The sequence below is a fragment of the Marinobacter sp. ST-43 genome, from assembly GCF_030541085.1.
Classification (GTDB): Bacteria; Pseudomonadota; Gammaproteobacteria; order Pseudomonadales; family Oleiphilaceae; genus Marinobacter; species Marinobacter nauticus.
In genome coordinates, this window is the sequence record NZ_JASSVO010000001.1 from 68192 (window position 1) to 88443 (window position 20252).

Genomic DNA, 20252 nt, shown 5'->3' on the forward strand with positions numbered 1-20252 from the left:
TGGCAGCGAAGGAAAGTCATTGGTGGAATGTGCCGGGAGGTTCAGGAATGCCTATAGAGACACGCCGGAGCGATGACGGCAAGACCCTCACGATCTGCGTGGAGGGTCGGTTCGATTTCAGTACCCATCAATCCTTTCGGGATGCCTACGAGCACAGCGAACCCACCGTCAGCCACTACGTCATTGATCTTTCAGACACCACTTACCTCGACAGCTCTGCTCTGGGCATGTTGCTTCTGTTAAGGGATCATGCCGGCGGAGATGGCGCCCGCATCTCAATCGAGAACTGCAACAGCGATGTCCGGCGAATTCTCTCCATTTCCAACTTCGAGCAGTTGTTCAGCATTCGCTGAGGCGATTCCCTTGAAGGTACTTCTTGCCGAGGACAGTGCCAGCGACAGGTTGATTCTGGCGCGGCTGGTAAGCCGCCTGGGCCATACCGTGATTGAAGCCGAAGACGGTACCGAGGCGGTGGATCTGTTCCGGGAGACCCAGCCGGATCTGGTGTTGCTGGACGCCCTGATGCCGCGGATGGACGGAATGGAGGCCGCTCGTCAAATCAAGGCTCTGGCAGGCGAGCGCCTGGTGCCGCTCATCTTTCTCACCTCCCTGTCGGGGGCGGGCGATCTGGCCCGGTGTCTTGAAGCCGGCGGCGACGACTTTCTCGTCAAACCCTACAATCGCGTGATTCTTGAAGCGAAGATCAACGCGTTTAATCGTATGAGGGGGTTGCACCAGGCATTGTCGGACCAGCGTGACCATATTCGGCGCCAGAATCAGCAGATGCTGGACGAGCAGCGCACGGCGCGGCGGGTGTTCGATAACATTGCCCATACCGGTTGTCTGGATGCCCCCAACATCCGCCACCATGCATCCCCCCTCTCGGTTTTCAACGGTGATGTATTGTTTGCTGCTCAGCGCCCCGGGGGCGGCACTCTGGTGTTTCTGGGTGATTTCACCGGGCACGGATTACCTGCTGCCATCGGCGCCATGCCGGTTGCTGAAATCTTCTACGGGATGGCAGCCAAAGGCTTCGGCGCCCCGGATGTCCTCCGGGAAATCAACCGCAAGCTTCGGCGAATACTGCCGGTAGGCATGTTCTGTTGTGGTTTGATGGTTGAGGCTGACTTCAAACACAACAGCCTGCGTGTCTGGAATGGTGGCTTGCCGGATGGCTGGCTGTTGCGTGCCGCAGGCGACCGCGTCGCCATTCCGTCCCGGCATCTGCCGCTGGGCGTTCAGGAGCCGGACCAGTTTTCGGCCTCCATGACCGTGCTGGATGCGGCACCGGGCGACTGGCTGGTGATGATGACCGACGGGCTCCCCGAGGCGCCCAATAGTGGCGGTGAAAGCCTGGGCGAGGAAGGTGTCCTGAGCGTTCTGGCGGGTCTGGAAGCAGGGCAGGAGCCGTTCGAGGCCCTGCTGGAGAGAATGCAGCAGCACACCGGGAAGCCAGAGCTGGCTGATGACCTGACGCTCTGCTGCCTGCAAATGGTCCGGGCGGAGGCGCCAGAGGCAATGCCCGACAAGATTCCTGAATCGGCGTTGACGGGCCCGGCGGACTGGCGCTGCGTCTATGAGCTAAGGGAACAGACTCTCGCAGACTTCAACCCACTGCCGCTTTTACTGCATATCTGTATGGAAGTGCCCGGACTGAGGAGCCGCAGCGGTGAGGTCTACACCCTGTTGTCGGAACTCTACAACAATGCCCTTGAGCACGGTGTTCTGGCCCTGTCCTCAGAGTGGAAAACGTCACCTGGCGGTTTCAGTCGCTATTACCAGGAGCGAACGCGCAGACTGGGGAGCACCGATGGGCATTTCATACGGTTTTCTCTTGAGCATCAGCCCAGGGAGGGCGGAGGTACCCTTACCGTTGTCTGTGAAGACAGTGGTGATGGTTTTGATTTTGCTGAATATTCTGACACAGTGATGCAACAGCAGGCGGCTTCAACCGGCCGATACGCGGGCCGGGGGCTGGAAATCCTCCGGCGTATGACGCGAAATCTCAAGGTTCACGGCCGGGGCAATCGCGTGGAAATCGTCTATGATTGGTGGTTCCCCGACGCGGCCATAATCAGTGGCGCCTGAGTGCCGACAAACGAGGATAGCGAATGAACGACAAACCCCATCTTGACGTGGAGGCGCTGGCCGAACTGCAGGATGTGATGGAAGACGAGTTTGATGTCCTGATCCAGACCTACCTGGCAGACTCCCGTTCACGCATTGACGGCCTGAGGGAGGCGCTGGCAACGGCCGATCCGGAGCACTTCGCCAAGACCGCGCACAGCTTCAAGGGCAGTTGCATCAATATCGGTGCTCCCAGGCTCGGAGGCCTGTGTTTTGAGGCCGAGCAACTGGGCAAGGACGCCACTCTGGAACAGGCCCCTGCAGTGCTTGAACAGATTGAGGCCGAGTTTTCGGAGGTGGCTCGACGTTTGCTGAACTTTGGCCAGGAGGCCTGAACGTCACCCTGTGTGAAGGTTTGGCACCGCTTTTGCAGCTTTCGGGAAAACGCTCCGAACAGGGGCTACCTGAGATCTAAAGCGGCAAGAGGTTGCCATGCAACAGACCATACTTCCCCAGGCACCGGCGAAAACGAGTCAGCCAGAGGTCGGTGCAGCGAAATCGCAGGGCCGGAAGGACCCGGAGGCCGGTGACAGTCGTTTTGACGAGCTGTCCAGGGCCGAGCAGAAGCGGATGGATGCCAAGCGCGCCGAACGTCGGGATCAGGCTGATGCCGCGCAGGAACGCAAGGCAGCCGACCGGGCTGATGAGAAAGCCGAAGCCTCCAGTACCCGGCCCGAAAAAAACGATACGTCCACTGACCAAAAGCAGGTAGCGGACTCCGATTCACCGGCCCGTCCTTCCTCGGCCAGTGACACCAGCAATACCGGCGATACTGAGGCAGACGATGCCCTGGTCGTTGCCGAACCGCTGGTGCCCCTGACATTCGCCAATCTTCAGTCGCTGTATCCTGCAACCGCCAACCAATCCGGTACGGGCGGGCCTGAGAGCCTGGCTTCAAATATGGCGCTCACAGGAACTCAGGCCACTTCCGGACTGATCAAGGGCCTGCCGGGGCAAACAACTGCCGGGGGAGGCAGCACCGCTCTGGCTCCGGGCATGCAGCTAACCGACCTGCTTGCCGGTGCGACGAGCGCTGAGAGCGCCCGCCCCGTTGATCCGACCAGTCTGCTCTCCAATCCGAGATTCCAGAGTGTAATGGAAACCGCAGCGCAGCAGGCAGCACAGCCCGGAAAACTGGCTGCGGACGCCAACATTCCGCTCCGGGGCTACACCACCTCGGTGGATGTGCCGGTTGGACAGGCGGAGTGGGGCGACAAGGTCATGGGCAAGCTCAGTTGGCTGACCGCCCGCAATATGTCGGTTGCCGAAATACACCTCACGCCTCCGGATATGGGGCCAATGGAAGTCAAGGTGAAAGTCCACAACGATCAGGCCAGCGTCACTGTGCATGCGGCCAACCCGGTGGTGAGGGAGCAGCTCGAACAGCACTCCCACCGGCTCCGCGACATGCTGGGTGAACAGGGGTTGTCCCTGGGGCAGTTTGATGTCTCTGACCAGGGCGGTCAGCAGGCCGGTGGCGAGAGTGGTGAGGCCGGTGAGGGCGATGGTCGGTCTTCTGGTGGATCATCACTGGCCAGCCACGATGCTGATGCAGAGTCGTTGAGCACCGGCCAGCTTGATCTGGGCTGGCGGGGTGAAGTGGACGTCTTTGCCTGAGTCCGGATAATTTCTGAACAATTCAGCCTGCTGTCTTCCGACTTCTTTGCCCATCCCCTCCGGCAACGCTAAACTGCGGTTCTGAATACAGGGGATGGGCTGTCTGGCCCGGCCTTTGCATCACATCAGCGAAAGGTTGTTCGGAGCTTTCCGGACGCCAAAAAAGTGACAAGCGAGTGTTATGGCCGAAAATACTGCGACCGAAGCGCCTGCCAAAAAAGGCAAGCTGAAACTGATCATCATGCTGGTGATCATCATTATCCTGGCGGTGGGCCTTTCCGTGGTCGGGACACTCTGGTTCCTGGGCGGAGGATTGCCCGGCGCAGATGACGCCGAAACCACGACTTCGGCAGAGCCCGCGTTTGTCGCCAGCAGTTATACCGAAATTGAGAAAGCCCTGGTGACCACCGTTCAGGCTCAGGGTCGACAGCGCTATGCCCAGGTCTATGTATCATTCGAAGCCAAAGATCCTGCTGCCCTGGCCGCCGCTGACGTTCATATGCCGCTTATCCGCAGCCAACTGGTGATGGTGCTGGGCAGCAGCGACTTCATGCAGTTGCAAACGCCGGAAGGTCGTCAGACGCTGGCCGACAGCATGCTGCAGACTGTGAATCAGGTGCTGGAGCAGGAAGGGGAGCCGGCAATCGACCGGGTATTGTTCCGGAATTTTGTGGTTCAGTAATCATACCGGACGGATAACCAACAGTTAGGGGCAGGAACAGGTATGCAGGATTTACTGTCACAGGACGAGATCGATGCCCTCCTCCACGGGGTGGATGATGGTGACATCGATACCTATGAAGAGACCGATGATACCGGCGTAAAGAACTACGACCTCGCCAGCCAGGATCGGATCGTCCGTGGCCGCATGCCAACGCTCGAGATGATCAACGAGCGTTTTGCCCGCTATACCCGTATCAGTCTGTTCAACCTGCTGCGCCGCAATGCCGATGTCTCCACCGGCGGCGTCCAGATCATGAAGTTCGGTGAGTACATCCATACCCTGTACGTACCCACCAGCCTTAACCTGTGCAAGGTTCGCCCGTTACGCGGTACATCCCTGTTCGTGCTGGACGCCAAGCTGGTGTTCAAACTGGTGGACAACTTCTTCGGTGGTGAGGGCCGCCATGCCAAGATCGAGGGTCGGGAATTCACACCGACTGAAACCCGAATTGTGCAAATGGTACTGAATCAGGTCTTCCACGATATGAAAGAAGCCTGGCATGCGGTCTTGCAGGTGGAATTCGAATACCTCAGCTCGGAAGTCAACCCGGCCATGGCCAACATCGTCAGCCCGAGCGAAGTGGTCGTGGTCAGCACCTTCCATATTGAACTCGATGGGGGGGGCGGCGAACTTCATTTCGCACTGCCGTATTCCATGATCGAGCCAATCCGCGATGTGCTGGATGCGGGTGTGCAGAGTGATGTTGATGATGTCGACGAACGCTGGGTAAACGCCTTGCAGGAGGACATCAAAGAGGTCAATGTGCCCATCAATACCACCGTCTGCCGGCGCCGCATATCGTTGCGTGACATTGCCCGGATGAAAGCTGGCGATGTGATTCCGGTAGAGATTCCCGAGCACCTGACGGTGACCGCCAATGGTATTCCAATCTACAAGGCAACGCTGGGCACCCGCGACGGTAAGCTGGCGCTGAGGATTCACGACCGGGCCAAGTTGCCCAAGGTAAAGAAACAACTGAAGGTGGGACGCAATGGCTGACGACGACAAGAAAGACGAGCAGGAACTCAGCGAAGACGAAAAGCTGGCGGCCGAGTGGGAAGCGGCAATGGACGAGTCTGGCGATGCAGAGGGCTCCCGGGAAGACGAGTGGGCAGCGGCTATGGCTGAGGCTGAAGGTGGCGACGACCAACCTGAAGCCGAACGCCAGGACGTGCGTACCGCGCCCATGGAGGAGTTTGGCGCGGACCAGGGCGCTGGTGGTGGCGAGTCTCCGGACATCGACGTGATCCTGGATATCCCCGTCACCATCTCCATGGAAGTGGGCAACACCCAGATTCCGATACGCAATCTGCTCCAGCTGAACCAGGGCTCGGTGATCGAACTGGACCGGCTGGCGGGCGAGCCACTGGATGTGCTGGTCAATGGCACCCTGATCGCCCACGGTGAGGTGGTCATGGTCAATGAGAAGTTTGGTATCCGGTTGACGGACGTGATCAGCCCGGGCGAGCGAATCAAACGGCTGCAGAAATAATATGACAAGACTGACGGGCTGGTTGCTGTTGTGGGCTCCGCTGCCGCTGTTGGCCGAGGAAACGGCAAAGGCGGGCGAAATCGCCACCTCTGGTGGGCGTGCCCCGGATACTGTGGCGACGATACTGAGCCTGGGAGCGGGCCTGCTGGCAGTGGTGGCCATCATTTATGGTTGTGCCTGGCTGATCCGTCGGATGGGCGGCATGACCGGTATGAACAACAACGCCATCAAGGTGGTGTCTGTGCTGGCTATCGGTGCCAGGGAACGTATTGCGCTGGTGGAAGTGGGGCAGCAGCAGATTCTGCTTGGTATTACTCCCAGCACGATCAGGACCCTGCATGTATTTGATCAGCCGGTGGTGGATGCCGGCAATGCCGGCTCCAGTGACTTCGCCCGCAAGCTGCAGTCCATGATTGGCAAATCCTGGTCAGCGCCAGAGAGGAAAGACTAACGTCATGGTGGTGGCCATTCTCAAACGCGGTTTTCCCTGGCTTGCGCTGATTGCCGGCCTTTGTCTTCCCGCCCTGGCCCAGGCTGATCTGCCCGGCATTCCGGCATTTACGGTTGAGCCCGGCGAGAACGGCACCGAGGAGTACTCGGTAACCCTGCAGATCCTGGCGCTGATGACCGCGCTGACCTTCCTGCCGGCCATGCTGATGATGATGACCTCGTTTACCCGGATCATCGTGGTCTTTGCGATTCTTCGTCAGGCTCTGGGGCTACAGGCCACACCCTCCAACCAGATTTTGCTGGGGCTGGCGCTGTTTCTGAGCATTTTTATCATGAAGCCGGTACTGGAAGAGGCGAACCGGGTGGGCCTGCAACCTTACCTGCAGGAAGAGGTGACTTCACTGGAGGCGGTGGAACTGGCCAGCCAACCGTTTCGCAAGTTTATGCTGGAGCAGACTCGAGAAGACGACCTGGCGCTGTTCATGAGGATTGCCGATGTTCAGTATGAAACACCGCAGGACGTGTCTTTCTGGATTCTGATGCCGGCGTTTGTCACCAGTGAACTGAAGACGGCGTTCCAGATCGGGTTTATTCTGTTTATACCATTCCTGATCATCGACATGGTGGTGGCCAGTGTTCTGATGGCCATGGGTATGATGATGCTGTCACCCATTATCATTTCGCTGCCGTTTAAAATCATGCTGTTTGTGCTGGTGGATGGCTGGGCCCTGATCATGGGTACCCTGGCCGCCAGCTACGGGATCTAGGAGGCAATCATGACTCCGGAAACGGTTATCGACATACTGCGAGAGGCGCTCTGGCTGATTGTATTGCTGTCTGCCGTCATCATCGGGCCGGGCCTGGTGATTGGTCTTGTGGTCAGTACCTTTCAGGCGGCGACCCAGATCAACGAGCAGACCCTCAGTTTCCTGCCTCGCCTACTGATCACACTGATTGTGATCATTGCTGCCGGGCCCTGGATGCTGACCACCCTGCTGGACCACGCCAATGGGCTGATCTCCCGCATTCCCTATCTGATTGGCTGAGCCCATGCTGCCGGCGGAGTTCAGTGCAGATCTGATTGGCCAGTGGGTGGGGCAGCATATCTGGCCCTTATTCCGGCTGGCCAGTTTCCTCATGGTCATCCCCATCTTCGGTACTCAGTTGGTGCCCGCCCGTGTTCGGCTGGGACTGGCGCTGCTGATGACCATCCTGATTGCGCCCATGATTCCTGCCGTACCCCAGGTGGAAGCCCTCAGTGCCGACGCGTTCGTCATCACGCTGCAGCAGATCCTGATTGGCGTCGGCCTGGGCTTTGCCCTGACCGCACTCTGGCAGTTGTTTGTGATCGCGGGGCAGATGATTGCCATGCAGATGGGCCTGGGCTTTGCCTCCATGGTAGACCCTGCCAATGGGGTTAACGTCCCAGTGCTGGCTCAGATCTACACCATCACCATTACTTTGCTGTTTCTGGTGATGAATGGCCATCTGGTGGCCTTCGAGGTGTTCATCGAGAGTTTCTACACCTTGCCTATTGGCCTGGAGGGGCTGGGGCAGGATGGTGTGTGGGCGCTGGCCCATCGCATTTCATGGATGTTTGCCTCTGCCATGTTGCTGGCATTGCCGGCCGTGACTGCGGTTCTGATTGTGAACATCTCTTTCGGTGTAATGACCCGTGCGGCGCCTCAGATGAACATCTTCGCCCTCGGCTTTCCGATTGGCCTGATTTTTGGGTTGTTTGCTATCTGGGTCTTACACGCCAATTTCCTGCCACACTTCGATCAGTACACGCGGGAAACGTTTGATTTCATGCGCGCTCTGCAAGGGCAACCCTGACCATGGCCGAAGAGAACGACAACAGTCAGGAAAAAACCGAAGAGCCTACCCCCCGACGCCTCGAGAAGGCCAAGGAGGAGGGTCAGACGGCCCGTTCCAAGGAACTGGCCACCATGGCGGTATTGCTGGCCGGTGCTGGCGGGCTTCTGATTTTTGGTACGTCGCTTGGCGCATCTATTGAGTCCATCATGCGCGACTCCTTCGTAATCGAGCGCTCAGCAATTTTTGATACCCGGCATATGAGTGTTCAACTGATACTGGCGGCCAAAGAGGCCGCCTGGGCGCTGTCACCGATACTGGTGATGTTGCTGATTGCCGCCATTGCCGGCTCCATTGGCATTGGCGGTCTGCTGTTCAGTGCCAAGGCCATCGCACCGAAATTCAACCGGATGGATCCGATCAAAGGCCTGGGGCGAATGTTCTCCATGCGCTCCCTGATCGAGCTGGTCAAGGCCATTGCCAAGGTGGGGCTGGTGATGGCAGTCGCCATCCTGATTCTTAACCTGCGTACAGAAGATCTGCTCGCCATCGCCGAAGAGCCCACCGTTCCGGCCATAGAGCATGTACTGTGGACGTTGGGCTGGAGTTTCTTCTTCCTGTCCTGCGCCACCATTGCCATTGCCGCCATCGATGTACCCTTCCAGATCTACGATCACCAGAAAAAGCTCCGTATGACCAAGCAGGAGGTCAAGGACGAGTACAAGGACACCGAGGGCAAGCCGGAAGTCAAAGGCAAGATTCGCCAGCTTCAGCGGGAGATGGCGCAACGTCGGATGATGCAGGACGTTCCCAAGGCCGATGTGGTGATTACCAACCCCACCCACTATGCCGTGGCCTTGAAGTACGATCAGAAAACCATGGGCGCGCCAGTGGTGGTGGCCAAGGGGGCAGATGAAGTGGCCTTCAAGATTATGGAAATTGCCAGGGAGAACAAGGTCGAGGTGCTGCGAACGCCGCCACTGACACGGGCGGTGTATCACAATACCGATATTGGTGAAGAGATTCCGGATGGCCTGTACATGGCCATTGCTCAGGTGCTGGCCTACGTCTTCCAGCTGCGTCAGTTCCGCAAGGGCCGTGGGCCGAAGCCCGGCATGCCGGACTTCCCGATTCCGCCCGATATGCGGCGCGATATCTGAAGCCCTCTATTCCGGGGACCGGAATAGAGGCAGGATATTGCTTTCCGCGGGGTCAGCTGGATTCGTGCTCGTGAATCCGCTTGCCCCAGGCTTCCCGTTCGCCCGGCAGGATCAGGTTAAGGATGATGGCAACCACTGCGCACAGGGCGATGCCTTCCAGTTGGCCCAGCGCCATGTTGCCGATACCAAAGACCAGGGTCACGCCTACGATCACCAGATTACGGGACTGGGACAGATCCACCTGATGTCGGATCAGGGTATTCAGGCCCACAACGGCGATTGAACCGAACAGCAGGCAGAGGATGCCGCCCATAACCGGTACCGGAATGGTCTGCAACGCGGCGCCGAACTTGCCGACAAACGCCAGAACAATGGCAACCACCGCCGCCCACCACATAACTTTCGGGTTGAAGTTCTTGGTCAGCATCACCGCACCGGTTACCTCGGAATACGTGGTGTTGGGAGGACCGCCAAGCAGCGAGGCAGCGCTGGTGGCCAGGCCATCACCCAGCAGGGTACGGTGCAAGCCCGGTTTTTCCAGATAGTTCTTGCGGGTAACGTTACCGATGGCCAGAACGTCGCCGATGTGTTCGATGGCCGGTGCGATGGCGACCGGAATCATGAACAGGATAGCGCCCCAGCTGAACGCCGGCGCTACGAAGTTTGGCATCGCCAGCCACTCAGCCTGCTGGATGGGGGTGGTGTCAACAATGCCCATGATGGCAGAGAGAACGTACCCCACGAGGACGCCGAACATGATCGGAATCAGCCGGAAAATGCCCTTGGCCCAGACCGACATGATGATGGTCACGGCCAGGGAAATCATGGCAATCCAGATGGCGGTGTTGTAGGGGATCAGCTGGGTCTGGCCGTCACCGGTTTTGCCCGTGGCCATAAACACAGCTACTGGCGCGAGCCCCAGGCCGATGGTCATGATGACCGGTGCAATCACCACCGGAGGTAGCAGGCGGGTAACGAAACCGGTGCCGCGCAGACGAACCGCGCCGGACAGAATGATATACAGAATGCCTGCGGCCATCAGGCCGCCCAGGGTTTCTTCCAGACCAAAGCGGCCTTTGGAGGCCAGTACCGGTGCGATAAACGCGAACGATGAGGCCAGGAAAATCGGGATCTGGCCACCGGTGACAATGTGAAAGATCAGGGTGCCCAGGCCGGCGGTGAACAAGGCGACGTTCGGATCCAGGCCGGTAATAAGTGGCATCAGCACCAGGGCGCCAAAAGCCACCAGCAGCATCTGTGAGCCGGCAATGGCCTGTTTCCAGACCGGATCGTTGTTATGGTCGTGCATGCTCAGACGTCCTTCTGCTTGGTGCCGAAGATCTTGTCGCCGGCATCGCCCAGGCCCGGCAGAATGTAGCCTTTCTCGTTCAGGCGCTCATCCACCGACGCTGTGTAGATGGACACGTCCGGATGTTTTTCCAGAACCTTCTCCACGCCCTCTGGTGCGGCCACCAGAACCAGCGCCCGGATTTCGGTGCTGCCGGCTTTCTTGAGCAGATCGATGGTGGAAATCATGGAGCCGCCGGTGGCCAGCATCGGATCAATGATCAGGGCCATGCGCTGATCCAGCTCGCCCACGAGTTTCTCCAGGTAGGTTTCCGCTTCGAGGGTGTCTTCGTTGCGGATCTGGCCAACCACACTCACCCGGGCCACCGGAATCAGGCTCAGAACGCCGTCCAGCATGCCCAGACCGGCGCGGAGGATGGGCACGATGGTTACCTTCTTGCCGTGGATCTGCTCCACGGAGACCGGGCCGGCCCAGCCCTCAATGGTTTTCTCCTGAAGATTGAAGTCTTTGGTGGCCTCGTAAGTCAGCAACGCGCCAACTTCCTGTGCCAGCTCTCGGAAGTTTTTGGTACTGATGTCGGCGCGGCGCATGAGGCCGAGCTTGTGGCGGATCAGAGGGTGCTTCACTTCGTGGATCGGCATGGGGTCACCTGTGTGTTCGGGTTTCTGGCTTGAATCGGGATAATGCAAATGGCGAAAGGATACCGTATCTGGGCCGCTGCGTCAGGCGTTGAAAGGTGCGCAGACGTCAAATTTTGCAAGGGCTGGTACGGTTCTTGCGATACCACCCGGAAAGCGACCCCTGGTGTCAGATTTTCGACCCGGAAAATGCCCGCAGGCACAGATACGTGGAGACAGACCCGGCATGGACAGAACGCTAGTCCTTAACAACGTCAAATCCCTGACGCGGGGGAACCTCGGCATCCCCCTGATGCTGATGGGGCTGCTTGGCATGATGATTCTGCCCATGCCGGCGTTCCTGCTGGATGTGTTCTTCACCTTCAATATCACTCTGTCCATCGTCATTCTGCTGGTCTGTGTGTACGCCATGCGGCCGATGGAATTTGCCTCGTTTCCCACGGTATTGCTGGTGGCCACCCTGTTGCGGCTGGGCCTGAACGTGGCGTCCACCCGGATTGTATTGCTGAACGGCCATGAGGGCGGTGATGCTGCCGGTAAGGTCATCGAGTCCTTTGGTGAAGTCCTGATTGGGGGAAACTACGCTGTTGGTCTGGTGGTTTTCGCCATCCTTATGATCATCAACTTTCTGGTTGTCACCAAAGGTGCCGGCCGGGTGTCTGAGGTCAGTGCCCGCTTCACTCTGGATGCCATGCCTGGCAAGCAGATGGCGATTGATGCCGATCTGAACGCCGGGCTGATCAATCAGGACGAGGCCAAGTCCCGCCGTTCGGAAATCGCTCAGGAAGCGGACTTTTACGGTTCTATGGACGGTGCCTCGAAGTTTGTGAAAGGCGATGCCGTTGCGGGTTTGCTGATCCTGGCTATCAACATCGTTGGTGGTGTGGCTATCGGCATGATGCAGCACGGGTTGGATTTTGGTCTGGCAATGGAGCGTTATGCCCTGCTGACCATCGGTGATGGTCTGGTTGCCCAGATTCCCTCGCTGTTGCTCTCCACGTCGGCCGCCATCATGGTTACCCGGGTAACGTCCAGTCAGGACATGGGTGGCCAGATCATTCAGCAGATGTTCAGCGCTCCCAAAGCGTTGGGCATTGCGGCCGGTATCCTGATTCTGCTTGGCCTGATTCCGGGGATGCCCCACATCGCGTTTCTCGGCCTTGGTTTGCTGGCCGCTGGCGCAGCCTGGTTTATCTGGAAGAAACAGCAGCAAACGGTTGAGGATGAAGGTGGTTTTGTTGGCCGTGGCGGCATGGCTGGTGGTGCGGCCCGGCAGGGTGCGGAAATCTCTCCGGATCGTCCGGGTGGCGAGGGGCAGGCACTGCCGGCGCCGGGAGAAACCCGCGAGCTCGGATGGGATGACGTGGCCACGGTGGACATTGTCGGGCTGGAAGTGGGCTACCGCCTGATTCCGCTGGTAGACAAATCCCAGGGTGGACAATTGCTCAGTCGGATCAAAGGGGTTCGTAAGAAGCTTTCGCAGGATCTGGGCTTCCTCATGCCCTCGGTGCACATTCGCGACAACCTGGATCTTATGCCGAACGTCTACCGGATTACCCTGATGGGCGTGACCATTGCCGAGGCCGAGATCCATCCGGAGCGGGAGCTGGCCATTGATCCGGGGCAGGTGTTTGGCAAAGTTGAAGGCATTGCCGGCAAGGACCCCGCCTTCGGCCTGGACGCCATCTGGATTGAGTCCGACAGAAAGGATCAGGCCCAGACCCTGGGTTACACCGTAGTGGATGCGAGCACCGTGGTGGCGACACATCTGAACCAGATTCTGCAGAAACACGCTCACGAACTAATCGGTCACGAGGAGGCCCAGAAGTGGCTGGACCAGCTGGAGAAGATTTCGCCCAAGCTGGCGGAGGAGCTGGTGCCGACCACCATTTCCATCAGCATCCTGCTGAAAGTGTTGCAGAACCTGTTGAAAGAAGAAGTGCCGGTGCGGGATATGCGCTCCATTGCCGAGGCCATCGTGAACGTGCATCCGAAGAGTCAGGACCCGAAAGTGCTGACCACGGTGGCTCGCCAGGCGCTGCGCCGAATGATTGTTCAGAGTATCTGCGGCAACGACGCCGAAATCCCCGTTATCACGTTGGATCCAGACCTGGAACAGTTATTGCTAAAGTCTGTTCAGCAGAGTCAACAATCCGGCGGTCAGGATGATATTGGTCTGGTGCTTGAGCCCAACATGGTGGAAAAGCTGCAACGATCCCTTCAGGACAGCGTGCAACGCCAGGAAATGCTCGGCAAGCCTGCCATCCTGCTGGTTTCAGGGCCCTTGCGGCCAGTACTGGCGAAGTTTGCCAGCTATGGGGTAGAGCGTTTGCATGTGCTCTCGTACCAGGAAATCCCGGATAACAAACAGATCACGATAGTCGCCTCTGTAGGTCAATAAACCGACGGAGCATCGCGGGAAGCCAGAGCGCTTGCCGGTGGGAGGATGAAGCAGCATGAAAGTAAAACGGTTTTTTGCGCAGTCCATGGCTGAGGCCCTGAAGCAGGTAAGCCACGAAATGGGGCCGGATGCCGTTATTCTGTCTAACCGCCGGGTTGATGGTGGTGTTGAGATCGTGACGGCACTCGACTACGACGAAAACATGGCGCGCCAGCGTCTGGGTGAAAGAGCGGTTGAAGCCACCAACGGCTCCCGGCTGGCAGAGATGCAGGCCGAGCAGCATCGTCGGCTGGAAGATGAGCTGAACCGGTCCCGCAGTCGCATTCGTGAGGTTCGGGAAAAGCGCGCAGGAAGTGGCGCCTCAGGTGGCGCGGCGTCGTCCTTGTCTTTCGAGGCGGCCGATTTTCCGGCGTCACGTCCCAGTGATGTAACAGTGGCAAAGCCGTTTGCGGGTAGCGAATCCGGCGCCGGTGGCTATGCCGATGAACTGGCCAGTATGCGTGCCGAAATCAGCTCTCTGCGTGATCTGGTCAGTGGTAAGGCTGCAACTGCCACGCCGACCGGCAACAGCGCAGTTCAGCAACGATTGGCCGAGCGCCTGCAGGAGTTCGGTTTGGGCGCGGAGCTGGCCGGCTCTCTGTCCCGTCGGCACCGGGCCGGGCGTCTGGAGGACGGCTGGAAGCAGTCACTGAAAATGCTGGCGACCGGCGTTCGTACCGGTCGCGAAGACTGGCTTGATGCCGGCGGTATCTATGCCCTGGTCGGGCCAACCGGGTCTGGCAAAACCACCACCATTGGCAAGCTGGCGGCCCGCTACGTCCTTGAGCATGGTCCGGATTCGTTGGCACTGGTGACCACCGACCGCTATCGTGTGGCCGCTCATGAACAGCTCTTCGTGTTCGGCCGCATCCTGAATGTGCCCGTGCGTGTGGTGGATGAGAGCCATTCCCTGGATGACATTCTTGATGAGTTATCGGATCGACACCTGGTGCTGATTGACACTGCCGGCCTGACCAGTGCCGACCGCGGTTACCAGGAACAACTGGCGGAGTTGGCTCGCAGCGATCACAATATCCGTACACATCTGGTGGTCTCCGCCACCAGTCAGCCACGTATCATGAAATCCGTGTGGCATTGCTATAAGATGGCAAGCCTTGCAGGCTGCATCATGACCAAGATTGATGAGGCCCTGACCCTGGGCGAAGCGCTCGGGTTCGTTATGGAGACCAGCTTACCGGTGGCCTGGTACACCGATGGCCAGAAGATACCGGAAGATCTCCAGAGGGCGGAGGCCATTCCGTTAGTGCGCCTGGGCGTAGAACGGCTTAAGGCCGTGCAGAGCGCACAGACAGTCGCCGAAGGTGCCTGAGCCTCGTTGGCGACCAGAATAAAACACCGGCACGCGTGCCCGTACAAGAACGTAGTAAGAGACTGATAACAGTATGAGCAGACCACATCCGGTTCAGGTGATTGCGGTTTCCGGCGGCAAGGGCGGTGTCGGCAAGAGCAATGTTTCGGTCAATCTCGGTATCGCCCTGGCCCAGAAGGGGCGCCGGGTTGTCTTGCTGGACGCGGATCTCGGGCTCGCCAACATCGATGTGTTGCTCGGCATTACTGCTAATCGAAATCTGCAAGACGTACTCAGCGGCGATTGTGATCTGAAAGACGTGCTGGTGAATGGTCCTGGTGGTATCAAGATTGTACCGGCTTCCTCCGGCACCCAGCGTATGACCCAGCTCAGCGCCATGGAACATGCCGGCCTGATCAACGCTTTCAGTGAGCTGGGCGATCAGATTGACGTTCTGATTGTGGATACCGCCGCAGGTATTTCTGAATCGGTAGTCAGCTTCCTCAGGGCCTCGCAGGAACTTCTGCTGGTGGTCTGCGACGAACCTACCTCCATTACCGATGCCTACGCGCTGATCAAGCTGATGAACCGGGATTATGGCACGAACCGCTTCCGTATCCTGGCAAACCAGGTCCGCAATGAGCAGGAAGGCCGCCATCTGTTTGAAAAACTGACCCGGGTCACCGAGCGTTTTCTGGATGTGGCACTACAATATGTAGGTATCGTGCCTTACGACGAGGCCGTCAAGAAAGCCGTCCAAAGACAGAAAGCGGTATTGGATGCCTATCCGAGGGCGAAAGCCTCGCTGGCTATCCGGGCTCTGGCCGAAAAAGTGGATAGCTGGCCTTTGCCGTCCTCTCCCAGGGGGCATCTCGAATTCTTCGTGGAGCGGCTCGTCGAAGTCTGATCTGAATCCAGTCCTACAAGAAAACCGGATACATGACATTGGCGAAACATCTGGGAATTTACCACCAGGCCGGCGCCAGGAGCCCTTCAGCCCTGATTGAAGAGCATGCGCCGCTGGTCAAGAAAATCGCCCTTCATCTCATGGCCCGGCTGCCGCCATCAGTGCAGCTGGAAGACCTTATGCAGGCAGGTATGATTGGCCTGCTGGAGGCCGCGCAGCGCTATTCTTCCGGCAAAGGTGCCACCTTTGAAACCTACGCAGGGATTCGCATCCGCGGTGCCATGGTGGATGAGATCCGCAAGGGCGACTGGGTGCCCCGCTCAGTGCATCGCAACGCCCGGCGAATCGCCAGTGCTATCAAACAAGTGGAAGATCGTACCGGGTGCGAGGCCCAGGATGCCGAAGTAGCTGAAGAGCTCGGTATTGGTCTGGACGAGTATCATGCCTCACTGGCCGACGCGAACAGCGGTAGACTTTTTAGTCTTGATGAGCTCAATGAATCCGGCGAGCTGCCGATAGAAGAAGCAGAGACCAGTGGTAATCCACTGGACGGTATTGCTTCCGGCGCTTTCCAGCGCAGTCTGGCAGACGCCATTGAGCAGTTGCCTGAGCGTGAAAAGCTGGTATTGAGCCTGTATTACCAGGAAGAGCTCAACCTCAAGGAAATTGGGGCGGTGCTCGGGGTCAGTGAGAGCCGGGTAAGCCAGATTCACAGCCAGGCGGCGTTGCGACTTCGCAGCCGGCTGGCCGAATGGCGGGACGGTGACAACGACTGATCGGCCAGGTGCTGTGTTTCTCTTTCAGCAAGCTGTGTAGCTTTTGGTAAACGATGCTTTACAACGTGCGCAAACACCACACAATAAGCGCTTAAGGTAGCAGCCTGCTAGACTTCCAAAAGGCTGAATGAATTCCGGGTGTTACTGACTGGAGGTCCCATTGGACAAGAACATGAAAATTCTCATTGTGGATGACTTCTCCACAATGCGACGCATCATCAAAAACCTGCTGCGAGATCTCGGCTTCACCAATACGGATGAAGCAGACGATGGCAACACCGCGTTGCCCATGCTCCGAAGCGGCAAGTATGACTTCCTGGTGACTGACTGGAACATGCCCGGCATGTCGGGCTTTGACCTTCTGAAGGCTGTCCGTGCTGATGAAAACCTGAAGAACCTGCCGGTTCTGATGGTAACGGCAGAGGCCAAGCGGGACCAGATCGTGGCTGCGGCTCAGGCCGGGGTGAACGGATATGTGGTCAAGCCTTTCACGGCAGCCGTGCTGAAGGAAAAGATCGAGAAAATCTTCGAACGAATCCAGTAACCAGAGGTCGGATGGCTCGCCATGAGTGATACCAAACAGAACCATCAGGGCCTTGATCCGGAGGTGGCGGAGAAGCTTCAAAAGCAGGCCTCCGACCTGGCCGAGAATGTAAACGCCGGGAATTATGCCAAGGCGATGACCCTGATCAATGAACTGAGCGAGGTTCGCGATCAGAGTCTGTATCGGGAAGTGGGGCGACTGACCCGCAGCCTCCATGAGGCAATCCGGAACTTCCAGATAGACCCGCGTAATGCCGAGCAGAAAGAAGTGCTGTCGAAGATGAGCGACGCTTCTGACCGTCTGGCCTATGTGGTTCAGATGACCAGCCAGGCGGCGAACCGCACCATGGATCTGGTTGAGGAAAGCATGCCGGTGGCTCACGCCATGCGGGATGAAGCGGTTTCCCTGCGGGATGAGTGGCAGCGTCTGCGCCGTCGTGAAATGGAGCCTGCGGAGTTTCGCGAGCTTTATGGTCGCATCGACAAGTTCTTCGCGGGCCTGACGACAGACTCCGACAGTCTGTACCAGAATCTGTCGGAAATCCTGCTGGCTCAGGATTTTCAGGATCTTACTGGCCAGGTTATCCAGAAGGTCACCGCGTTGGTGAAAGAAGTGGAAGACAATCTTCTTGGCTTGGTAGTGATGGCCAGCCACGTGGATCAGCTGACCGGCACGGTGCATCAGATTGAAGAAAAAGAAGAATCGGCCGAAAAAGGGGTAGGACCACAGATTAAAGCTGATGAGCGGGAAGATGTAGTTTCGGGGCAGGACGACGTGGACGATCTGCTGTCCAGTCTCGGATTCTGATAATAAAGAGGGTGACGCATGGCGTTAGATGCTGATGAAGAGATCCTGCAGGACTTCCTGGTAGAAGCCGGCGAGATACTCGAAAAGTTGTCGGAGCAGCTGGTGGATCTGGAGCAGCATCCCGATGACAGCGATCTGCTGAACGCCATTTTCCGTGGCTTCCATACCGTGAAAGGGGGCGCTGGCTTCCTTCAACTGGAGGCACTGGTTAATTGCTGCCACTCTGCGGAGAACGTGTTTGATATTCTCCGGAACCACAAGCGCAAGGTAACACCGGACCTGATGGATGTGGTGCTGGAGGCGCTGGACAACGTTAATGCCATGTTCGAAGAAGTTCGCAACCGGGAAGAGCCGACGCCTGCGCCGGACGAACTGATCGAAGCCCTGGACGCCCTCGCCAAACCTGAGTCCGAGGATACACCGGCGGCGGAAGCGCCAACCCCGGCACAGGAGTCGTCGTCTGCGGATGTCGGGCCGCAAGGGGACCAGGGCGATATCACTGACGATGAATTCGAGCAGTTGCTGGACGCGTTGGCGGATGAAAAATCCGATGGCCAGAAACCGGTCGGCAACGGGCAGGTGAGCACCCCGGCCGAATCTGCCGGCGGCTCAGACAGTGATGAGATTACCGACGATGAATTTGAGGCCCTGCTGGATCAACTCCACGGCAAGGGCCAGTTTGCCGGCGCGCCTGCGGAAGTTGAAACAGCCAAGGCAGATACTGATACCAGCGGTGGCCCGGAAAAATCATCCGGCGACGCCGATCTGATTTCCGACGACGAATTCGAGAACCTGCTGGACGAACTGCATGGCAAGGGTGCAGGCCCGAGCGCAGGTGAGCCCAAGCCTTCACCGGCGCCATCCAGCAAGGCCGAACCAGCCCCGGAACCAAAGAAAGCGGAAGCCAAAGCTGAGAGTAAGGCCGCTGCCAAACCGGCGCCCGCGCCTGCCCGTGAGGCCGCACCAGCGGGCGAAACCACGGTTCGGGTTGATACTAAGCGCCTGGACGACATCATGAACATGGTGGGCGAACTGGTGCTGGTGCGTAACCGACTGCAGCGTCTGGGTTCCGAAAGCGAAGACGAACACATGCACAAGGCAGTGGCCAATCTCGATGTGGTGACTACGGATCTTCAGGCTGCCGTCATGCAAACACGGATGCAGCCGATCAAGAAAGTTTTCGGCCGTTTCCCGAGGGTAGTGCGTGATCTGGCCCGCAGTCTGAAAAAAGAAGTGAACCTGGTCATGCACGGTGAGGAAACCGACCTGGATAAAAACCTGGTCGAGGCGCTGGCCGACCCACTTGTGCACCTGGTCCGAAACTCCGTGGATCATGGTGTCGAAGCGCCGGACGTAAGGGAGAAGGCCGGAAAACCCCGAGCCGGAACCGTGACCCTGTCGGCGGAGCAGGAAGGCGACCATATATTGTTGTCCATCGTCGACGACGGTGCGGGTATGGATCCCAATGTCCTGCGTCGCAAGGCGGTAGAAAAGGGCCTGTACGACCAGGATGCGGCAGACCGTCTAACCGATAACGAATGTTTCAATCTCATTTTTGCGGCCGGTTTCTCCACCAAAGACCAGATTTCCGATGTCTCCGGTCGGGGTGTCGGTATGGACGTGGTGAAAACCAAGATCGGCCAGCTCAATGGCCAGATCAATATCATGTCCGAACAGGGCAAGGGCACCAGCATTATCATCAAGGTGCCTCTGACTCTGGCCATTATGCCAACGCTGATGATCATGCTCGGTGACCAGTCTTTCGCGCTGCCGCTGGTGAATGTGGTGGAGATTTTCCACCTGGATCTGACCAAGACCAATATTGTCGACGGCAAAGAATGCATTGTGGTGCGGGACAAAGTGTTCCCGCTGTTTCACATCAAGCGCTGGCTGGTGCACGGGGCGGCAGGACAGGCCGAGCCGGAGAATGCGCACGTGGTGATTGTGGCCATGGGCACCAAGCAGGTCGGCTTCGTGGTTGACCAGTTGATTGGCCAGGAAGAGGTGGTGATCAAGCCTCTGGGCCGGGCCCTGCAGGGGACGCCGGGTATGGCCGGCGCCACCATCACCGGTGATGGCCGTATTGCCCTGATTATTGATGTGCCGAGCCTCCTGCAGCACTACGGCTGAGCAGGAA

General features: G+C 58.3%; 21 protein-coding genes. 19 read left to right on the forward strand and 2 right to left on the reverse strand.

Annotated elements, in window-relative coordinates; all coding sequences use genetic code 11:
* The first annotated feature begins 47 nt into the window (after nt 1-47).
* The 12 genes from QPL98_RS00310 (at nt 48) to flhB (ending at nt 9385) form a co-directional block, all read left to right on the forward strand.
* Nucleotides 48-353, forward strand: a complete 306-nt coding sequence (locus QPL98_RS00310; protein WP_014421036.1) for an STAS domain-containing protein — start codon at nt 48-50, stop codon at nt 351-353.
* A 10-nt stretch (nt 354-363) separates the two neighbouring features.
* On the forward strand, nt 364-2088 hold the full coding sequence (locus QPL98_RS00315) for a fused response regulator/phosphatase (protein ID WP_222179974.1): 1725 nt from the start codon (nt 364-366) through the stop codon (nt 2086-2088).
* A 23-nt stretch (nt 2089-2111) separates the two neighbouring features.
* Nucleotides 2112-2462 carry an Hpt domain-containing protein gene (locus tag QPL98_RS00320; RefSeq protein WP_222179975.1) on the forward strand — a complete coding sequence of 117 codons (351 nt, stop codon included), beginning with the start codon at nt 2112-2114 and terminating at the stop codon, nt 2460-2462.
* Nucleotides 2463-2559: 97 nt separating this feature from the next.
* On the forward strand, nt 2560-3744 hold the full coding sequence (locus QPL98_RS00325) for a flagellar hook-length control protein FliK (RefSeq protein WP_303292431.1): 1185 nt from the start codon (nt 2560-2562) through the stop codon (nt 3742-3744).
* 181 nt (nt 3745-3925) lie between these two features.
* Nucleotides 3926-4426, forward strand: coding sequence for a flagellar basal body-associated protein FliL (locus QPL98_RS00330; RefSeq protein ID WP_011785462.1), 501 nt, complete (start codon nt 3926-3928; stop codon nt 4424-4426).
* A gap of 42 nt (nt 4427-4468) precedes the next feature.
* Nucleotides 4469-5467, forward strand: coding sequence for a flagellar motor switch protein FliM (fliM, locus tag QPL98_RS00335; RefSeq protein WP_022991617.1), 999 nt, complete (start codon nt 4469-4471; stop codon nt 5465-5467).
* Nucleotides 5460-5960, forward strand: coding sequence for a flagellar motor switch protein FliN (gene fliN, locus QPL98_RS00340; protein ID WP_014421040.1), 501 nt, complete (start codon nt 5460-5462; stop codon nt 5958-5960). The genes fliM and fliN overlap by 8 nt, the downstream gene beginning before the upstream one ends.
* A gap of 1 nt (nt 5961) precedes the next feature.
* A complete protein-coding gene (fliO, locus tag QPL98_RS00345; protein ID WP_014421041.1) occupies nt 5962-6411 on the forward strand; it encodes a flagellar biosynthetic protein FliO in 450 nt (149 codons plus the stop codon).
* 4 nt (nt 6412-6415) lie between these two features.
* Nucleotides 6416-7177, forward strand: a complete 762-nt coding sequence (gene fliP, locus QPL98_RS00350; RefSeq protein ID WP_011785458.1) for a flagellar type III secretion system pore protein FliP — start codon at nt 6416-6418, stop codon at nt 7175-7177.
* A 9-nt stretch (nt 7178-7186) separates the two neighbouring features.
* Nucleotides 7187-7456 (forward strand): flagellar biosynthesis protein FliQ, encoded by a 270-nt coding sequence (fliQ, locus tag QPL98_RS00355; RefSeq protein ID WP_011785457.1) that lies wholly within the window; start codon nt 7187-7189, stop codon nt 7454-7456.
* Between the two features lie 4 nt (nt 7457-7460).
* Nucleotides 7461-8246: a flagellar biosynthetic protein FliR gene (fliR, locus tag QPL98_RS00360; protein WP_303292737.1), complete on the forward strand. Its 786-nt coding sequence runs from the start codon at nt 7461-7463 to the stop codon at nt 8244-8246.
* A gap of 2 nt (nt 8247-8248) precedes the next feature.
* Entirely contained in the window at nt 8249-9385 is a 1137-nt protein-coding gene (gene flhB / locus QPL98_RS00365) for a flagellar biosynthesis protein FlhB (protein ID WP_303292432.1), read from the forward strand.
* 52 nt (nt 9386-9437) lie between these two features.
* On the opposite strand, the gene QPL98_RS00370 is transcribed toward flhB, so the two are convergent.
* Together QPL98_RS00370 and upp are read right to left on the reverse strand one after the other, a co-directional pair.
* Complete coding sequence (locus QPL98_RS00370) at nt 9438-10694, reverse strand: uracil-xanthine permease family protein (RefSeq protein ID WP_303292433.1); 1257 nt, start codon at nt 10692-10694, stop codon at nt 9438-9440.
* Between the two features lie 2 nt (nt 10695-10696).
* Nucleotides 10697-11335, reverse strand: coding sequence for a uracil phosphoribosyltransferase (gene upp, locus QPL98_RS00375; RefSeq protein WP_011785453.1), 639 nt, complete (start codon nt 11333-11335; stop codon nt 10697-10699).
* A 223-nt stretch (nt 11336-11558) separates the two neighbouring features.
* On the opposite strand from upp, the gene flhA reads away from it, so the two are divergent.
* The 7 genes from flhA (at nt 11559) to QPL98_RS00410 (ending at nt 20245) form a co-directional block, all read left to right on the forward strand.
* Nucleotides 11559-13733, forward strand: coding sequence for a flagellar biosynthesis protein FlhA (flhA, locus tag QPL98_RS00380; protein ID WP_303292434.1), 2175 nt, complete (start codon nt 11559-11561; stop codon nt 13731-13733).
* 55 nt (nt 13734-13788) lie between these two features.
* Nucleotides 13789-15102 (forward strand): flagellar biosynthesis protein FlhF, encoded by a 1314-nt coding sequence (flhF, locus tag QPL98_RS00385; protein WP_303292435.1) that lies wholly within the window; start codon nt 13789-13791, stop codon nt 15100-15102.
* A gap of 73 nt (nt 15103-15175) precedes the next feature.
* Nucleotides 15176-15988 carry a MinD/ParA family protein gene (locus tag QPL98_RS00390; RefSeq protein ID WP_011785450.1) on the forward strand — a complete coding sequence of 271 codons (813 nt, stop codon included), beginning with the start codon at nt 15176-15178 and terminating at the stop codon, nt 15986-15988.
* A gap of 32 nt (nt 15989-16020) precedes the next feature.
* Nucleotides 16021-16764, forward strand: a complete 744-nt coding sequence (locus QPL98_RS00395) for an RNA polymerase sigma factor FliA (protein ID WP_303292436.1) — start codon at nt 16021-16023, stop codon at nt 16762-16764.
* A gap of 160 nt (nt 16765-16924) precedes the next feature.
* Complete coding sequence (cheY, locus tag QPL98_RS00400; protein ID WP_011785448.1) at nt 16925-17308, forward strand: chemotaxis response regulator CheY; 384 nt, start codon at nt 16925-16927, stop codon at nt 17306-17308.
* 21 nt (nt 17309-17329) lie between these two features.
* Entirely contained in the window at nt 17330-18115 is a 786-nt protein-coding gene (locus QPL98_RS00405) for a protein phosphatase CheZ (RefSeq protein ID WP_014421047.1), read from the forward strand.
* A gap of 18 nt (nt 18116-18133) precedes the next feature.
* Nucleotides 18134-20245, forward strand: coding sequence for a chemotaxis protein CheA (locus QPL98_RS00410; protein ID WP_303292437.1), 2112 nt, complete (start codon nt 18134-18136; stop codon nt 20243-20245).
* Nucleotides 20246-20252: the final 7 nt, after the last annotated feature.